The sequence below is a fragment of the Bacillus sp. 7884-1 genome, from assembly GCF_002272245.1.
Classification (GTDB): domain Bacteria; phylum Bacillota; class Bacilli; order Bacillales; family Cytobacillaceae; genus Neobacillus.
The window spans coordinates 1-5,990 of record NZ_NPDD01000080.1; the positions used below are offsets into that span (position 1 = coordinate 1).

General features: G+C 38.7%; 4 protein-coding genes and 1 pseudogene. 3 read left to right on the plus strand and 2 right to left on the minus strand.

The features are described 5' to 3' along the window. Positions 1 to 824: pseudogene (locus CHI06_RS10735) on the plus strand (IS3 family transposase); the annotation flags it as partial. A gap of 158 nt (positions 825 to 982) precedes the next feature. On the opposite strand, the gene CHI06_RS10745 reads toward CHI06_RS10735, so the two are convergent. After that, the gene (locus tag CHI06_RS10745; RefSeq protein ID WP_095248547.1) at positions 983 to 2,161 is read right to left on the minus strand and encodes a M20 family metallopeptidase; all 1,179 of its coding nucleotides are present in this window, start codon (positions 2,159 to 2,161) and stop codon (positions 983 to 985) included. Between the two features lie 129 nt (positions 2,162 to 2,290). Here CHI06_RS10745 and CHI06_RS10750 point away from each other — a divergent pair, with 129 nt between their 5' ends. Beyond that, on the plus strand, positions 2,291 to 2,938 hold the full coding sequence (locus CHI06_RS10750) for a phosphatase PAP2 family protein (protein ID WP_095248548.1): 648 nt from the start codon (positions 2,291 to 2,293) through the stop codon (positions 2,936 to 2,938). A gap of 135 nt (positions 2,939 to 3,073) precedes the next feature. Here CHI06_RS10750 and CHI06_RS10755 read toward each other — a convergent pair whose 3' ends face one another. Then, positions 3,074 to 4,471 (minus strand): hypothetical protein, encoded by a 1,398-nt coding sequence (locus CHI06_RS10755; protein ID WP_095248549.1) that lies wholly within the window; start codon positions 4,469 to 4,471, stop codon positions 3,074 to 3,076. Between the two features lie 279 nt (positions 4,472 to 4,750). Between CHI06_RS10755 and hemE the strand changes: the two genes are divergently transcribed. After that, positions 4,751 to 5,797, plus strand: a complete 1,047-nt coding sequence (gene hemE, locus CHI06_RS10760) for a uroporphyrinogen decarboxylase (RefSeq protein ID WP_095248550.1) — start codon at positions 4,751 to 4,753, stop codon at positions 5,795 to 5,797. Positions 5,798 to 5,990 lie beyond the last annotated feature (193 nt).

Sequence of the window (5,990 nt, forward strand, 5' to 3'; positions counted from 1 at the left end):
CATAAGTATGAGGTTGTGGATCTAGTTGAAGTCGCTGACATGAAACGCAGCACGTATTATTATTGGGAAAAACGATTAAATCAGCCTGGTAAATATGAAAAGATAAAGGAAGCAATTAAAGAGATTTTCCATGAACATAAAGGTCGTTATGGGTACCGTCGCATCACGAAAGAATTAGAAAAAAGAGGTTTCCACCATGATTCAAAAACAATCAATCGTTTAATGAATGATATGGGTATAAAATGCATGGTACGTATGAAGAAGTTCAAATCTTACAAAGGAAATGTAGGTAAAGTCGCTCCGAACGTCTTAAATCGGGATTTTACTGCTGAGAATATGAATGAAAAGTGGGTAACCGACATCACAGAATTCCACCTATTTGGTGAGAAGCGTTACCTCTCCCCTGTCCTAGATTTGTGTAATGGTGAAATCATTGCCTACAGCATCATGAATCGTCCTTTATATAAATTGGTAGGAGACATGTTAGATCAAGCGATTGAACATCTTCAGCCTGGAGAACAAGTTATTCTACATTCTGATCAGGGTTGGCATTATCAAATGAAAAAATATCAAAAAAACTAGAACAACACCAAATCACACAGAGTATGTCCCGAAAAGGAAACTGTTTAGATAATGCAGTCATGGAAAATTTCTTTGGCTTATTAAAGTCCGAACTTCTTTATCTACAGGAATTTGACAATATAGAGCATTTTGAACGGGAATTAGCTGATTATATACACTATTACAATCACAAACGGATGAAGGCAAAATTAAAAGACCTAAGTCCAGTGGAATACCGGACACAGGTCTTAAAGGTTGCATAAAAGTATTTGTCTAACTTTATTGGGTCAGATCAGCAGATGGCGAGTTTTACTTTTTTATATACCAATAACGATTCCAATACGATTGTCATATCGGCATCTATTCTCAGAAAAGCACCCTAAAACGGAACACTTTATTTAGTGATGTTCAGGGGTTTCATTTAATCTGCTTGGTGTATTCTTATTGCTGCGGTACCTAGAGTTTTTGCAGCTATTAACATTGCATTCTCATCGATGTCAAATTTTGGATGGTGATGTGGGTAGCCTGGTTCAGCACCAGGAGGTTTTGCGCCTGTGAAAAAGAAGGTGCCGGGTATTTTCTTTAAGTAATAAGCGAAATCCTCTCCACCCATTTGCGGCTCAGATTCCTCGATGGTAAGAACTTCAGGAACTTCCTTAGCAAGAGAAACAAGAAATTCTGTTTCTTTTGCATGGTTGACTACTGCTGGATAACCTCTCTCATACAAAAAGGTATAGGTGCTGTCAGACAAGTAGCAGGTTCCTTTAATAATTCTTTCCATTTCTTCTTCAATGTATTGACGAACATCATCATTAAAGGTTCGGACGGTCCCAACAAGCTTTGCTTTATCTGCTATTACGTTAAACGCATTTTCAGACATAAATGTGCCTACTGTAACTACCGCTGATTCAACTGGATTCACCTTCCGGCTGACAATTTGTTGTAAATTTAAAACCAGCTGTGAAGCAGTGACAATAGCATCCTTTGTTTTATGAGGCTGTGCACCATGTCCGCCTTTTCCCTGAATATCAATTTCAAAACGATCAGCTGCTGCCATAATCGGTCCTGTTCGATATTGGATGGTGCCGGTTGCCTCACTTGCCCATAAATGAGTTCCAAATATAACATCAACACCATCTAAGCAGCCATCCTCAATCATGGTGATGGCTCCGCCTGGTGCAAATTCCTCGGCATGCTGATGAATAAAGACATAATTTCCTTCCAGCTCATCTTTCAATTCATCTAGCACCTTTGCAAGTACAAGGAGAGTGGCAGTATGTCCATCATGGCCGCAGGCATGCATGACCCCCGGAACTAATGATTTATAAGGTACATCCTTTTCATCATGGATAGGGAGTGCATCAAAATCCGCTCTTAATGCCACGGTTTTTCCAGGCTTCTTTCCGTATACTTTCGCGACAACTCCGTTACCACCAACATTTCCTTTTACTTCTATTCCAAGGTTTTCATAATATGCCTTTATATACTGTGCCGTATTATATTCTTGAAAGGATAATTCAGGATGCTGGTGCATAAACCTGCGAAGGGATACCATTTCATCATAGTAACCTTCTAATTTAGTAAACAATTGATTAATCATGAACATTCCCCCAACACCTTAAGTAGTATTATCAAACTATTTTAACACTTTTACACTATTATGTAGATTTTTATGTTTGTTTTCTTTCTAATTTTATAGAGTTTTGACAGAGAAAGGATAATGTAATCGATGAAAAAAGGAAATCGTTATACATACTTAATTTTAGGTTTTGCAATTCTTATAGCAATCTATATTTCTATCAAAATAGCTGCTAAACAAACCTTTTGGCTGGATGATAATCTAGCGGATTTATTTGCAAATGTACCTGATCCCTTTAATCCATTCTTTCTTCTCCTTACTGAATTAGGAGACAAAAAGGGGATAGGTATTGTTGCGTTGATTGTGTTGGGATGGCTATTGCTGATAAAGAGAAATTTCTTAGGAGCTGCCGCCATTACTCTATCTGTCGCTCTAGGAAATGAAGTAAATAAACTTCTAAAGGACCTAATTTCACGCAAAAGACCTGACCTTGATCATCTGGCACATGTGGATAGCTTAAGTTTTCCAAGTGGACATGCAATGGTTGGATTAATCTGTTATTTTTTTATTGCTTACCTTGTTATAGAAGAGCTGAAGTCAGCCACAGCGAAAAAACTTGTTATCCTATTTACAGCGCTTTTATTGCTGCTAATTGGTGCAAGTCGCATCATTCTTCAAGTCCATTACCCAACTGATGTCATTGGTGGCTATACATTTGGCTATATTTGGGTGATGCTATCTATATTTATTTACAACTTCTTCAAAAAGAAATTAAAAAATAACAAAAAAAGAGGCTGAGGCCTCTTTTTTCTTTCTGTTTAAAAACGAAATAGTCACCGGACCCAAAAACAGTATGAGTCAGAGTTAGTTTAACCCTTATGAGTGACCGCTTCATCATTTTTTATAAGGATACGGGCTGTCATCGCTCAATTATTATATGAGGAACATCGCTACTATCGTAGTGACTACAAGACCAATTACGACTGGAAGCAGATTTCGCCTTGCTAATTCAAATGGGTCAACGTTACAAATAGCGGCAGCAGGGATTAATGCCCAAGGTACTAAGGTTCCGCCCCCCACCCAAATGGCAGCTATTTGGCCAAGAGCAGTTAGAGTGGCGACACCTTTACCGATTGCAACCGCAAATAAGCCTGCGACTGACCCAGCGAGTGAAATTCCCGAAAATCCTGATCCATCTAAACCTGTAATCGCTCCTACCGTAGTTAGCGTCACTGCCCCGACCACTTTACTTAATGGAACTATATTTGCTAACGCAATACCCAGGTCATTCACAATACCTTGAGATCCATCTGGTAAAAAGTCACCGATAATCTTTCCAAAACCTGCATCACCTAAATAGAAGAAGGCAGCGATTGGGATTACTGGGCCAAAGACCTTAAACCCAAAGGTAAATCCTTCAATTAAATAGGAAGTTGTTTTTTCAAGACCCTTATTTTTATGGCTGACCATGGTGATAAGGAGCAGGATGAAAATCGATGTTCCACCAATTAATGCAGTTGCGTCACCGCCAGTCAGGTCAAGGATAAACATAGCTGCAACGTCAATGGCAAATAATATCGGGACAAGAATGGCAAAGAATTGCTTTTGGCCATTTGTAAGGAGATTTTTCTCGGATGTGGTTTCATCATTTGTTTCCAAAGGTACATATGGAGTTGGCTTTAATACACCATTTTTCATATCTCTCTTTAGAAAATAGAAGGCAGCTATCGTGGTGACAATCCCCATTACAAATACTAAGGGTATACTAGCACTGATGACATCACCGATTGGAATTCCAGCAGCATCTGAAGTTAGTTTTGGTGCAGCCTGTATGACAAAGTCACCTGATAAAGCTATACCGTGTCCGAACAAGTTCATTGCCATCGCAACACCCAAGGCTGGAAGTCCCGCCCGTAAGGCAACTGGAAGCAATACTGCACCAAGCAGGGCAACAGCAGGAGACGGCCAGAAGAACCAGGAGATTACCATCATTAGTATACCAATGGTCCAATACGCGAGAGCAGGGTTACGGATTAATTTTGTAAAAGGTGAAATCATTACATCGTTTATCCCGGTTGAAGTTAAGGTTTTGCTCATAGCCACAATAATGGAGATGACTAATATGGTTGATAACAGCTCTGTAATCGCATAAATAAAACTGTTGAAAATACTACTGACTGAACTGCTTAATGATCCTGTTGCCGTAATCGCAATCAGGAATATCCCGACGATGCAGATAAGTGTGGTATCTCTTCGTTTGACCATAAATCCGATAATAAGAGCTATAAAGACAACATATATCCAATGGAGAGCTGAAAGCTCAATAAGCATAAAATGACCCCCTTTCATCTTCATCAAAAGGACGAATATAGTTATTCGCCCACATGATGTAATACAGAATATGAATCTATATGAAAGTGGTGAAAGGGTTTTGAAGAAATAGTAAACGTAAAAACGACTTTTTTTTGACACTTTTCATCGTTACCTATACACAAATAGGAATAACCGATATAGTGAAAAGAGTGCGTTGTACTCTATGAAGTTTTTAATTTTTTGCTACATATATTAGAATATAATCAGACATGTCTTTCGAAAGGTGGATTTATTTAGATGACCAAGCAAATCAATGAAACGTTTTTAAAAGCAGCAAGAGGGGAACAAACAGACCACGTACCCGTTTGGTTTATGCGTCAAGCAGGACGCTCGCAGCCAGAATATAGAGAGATTAAAGAAAAATACTCTTTGTTTGAAATTACTCACCAGCCTGAACTATGCGCATACGTAACCCGCCTTCCAGTTGAGCAGTACAATGTTGATGCGGCAATTCTATATAAGGATATCATGACTCCGCTACCAGCGATTGGAATGCAGGTTGAAATAAAATCAGGGATTGGTCCTGTTATTGATAACCCAATCACTTCATTAGCAGATGTTGAAAAACTGGGTGAAATTAATCCTGAACAGGATGTACCTTATGTTTTAGATACGATTAAATTATTAACTCAAGAACAATTGTCTGTTCCGTTAATTGGATTTTCTGGGGCTCCTTTTACACTTGCAAGTTACATGATTGAAGGCGGACCTTCTAAAAACTATAATAAGACAAAGGCTTTTATGTACTCTGAACCGAAAGCATGGTTCGCTTTAATGGAAAAGCTTGCTGATATGATTATTACATATGTGAAATCACAAATTAAGGCTGGAGCGAAAGCGATTCAAATCTTTGATTCTTGGGTTGGGGCATTGAATGTTGAAGACTACCGCTACTTTATTAAGCCGGTCATGAATAGAATTTTCACAGAACTTAAAGAAGAGAATGTTCCACTCATTATGTTTGGAGTAGGAGCGAGTCATCTTGCTTTAGAGTGGAATGACCTGCCACTTGATGTCGTTGGATTGGATTGGCGTTTACCGATTCAACAAGCTAGAGAGTTAGGAATTCAAAAAACGGTTCAAGGTAATCTTGACCCAGCAATCCTGTTAGCACCATGGGAAGTGATTGAAGAAAGGGCTAAAGCCATCCTAGATCAAGGCATGGCGCAGGGAGGTTATATCTTTAACCTTGGCCATGGGGTATTCCCGTCTGTTAAACCTGAAACATTAAAAAGATTAACCTCATTTGTTCATGAGTATTCCGCAACAAAACGCAGCAGATAAAAACACTATTCGAGTGTTAATATTGGTAAGATAGCTGTTTTTTTGGCACAATATAATATGCATGAAAAAAGAGGGCCCTAAATCATTAGAGGCCCTCTCAATCCTGAAATGAGGCCATTATTGGACAAGGTACTATATTTTAGACTGTGTTAAAGCTTAATTTTGATTTTGGCACTCTGTTGATTTTCGTTCC

Excerpts from the sequence above, each read along its gene's own strand:
- hemE (WP_095248550.1), top strand. The coding sequence starts at position 4,751 with ATGACCAAGCAAATCAATGAAACGTTTTTAAAAGCAGCAAGAGGGGAA.
- CHI06_RS10750 (WP_095248548.1), top strand. The coding sequence starts at position 2,291 with ATGAAAAAAGGAAATCGTTATACATACTTAATTTTAGGTTTTGCAATT.
- CHI06_RS10745 (WP_095248547.1), bottom strand. The coding sequence starts at position 2,161 with ATGATTAATCAATTGTTTACTAAATTAGAAGGTTACTATGATGAAATG.
- CHI06_RS10755 (WP_095248549.1), bottom strand. The coding sequence starts at position 4,471 with ATGCTTATTGAGCTTTCAGCTCTCCATTGGATATATGTTGTCTTTATA.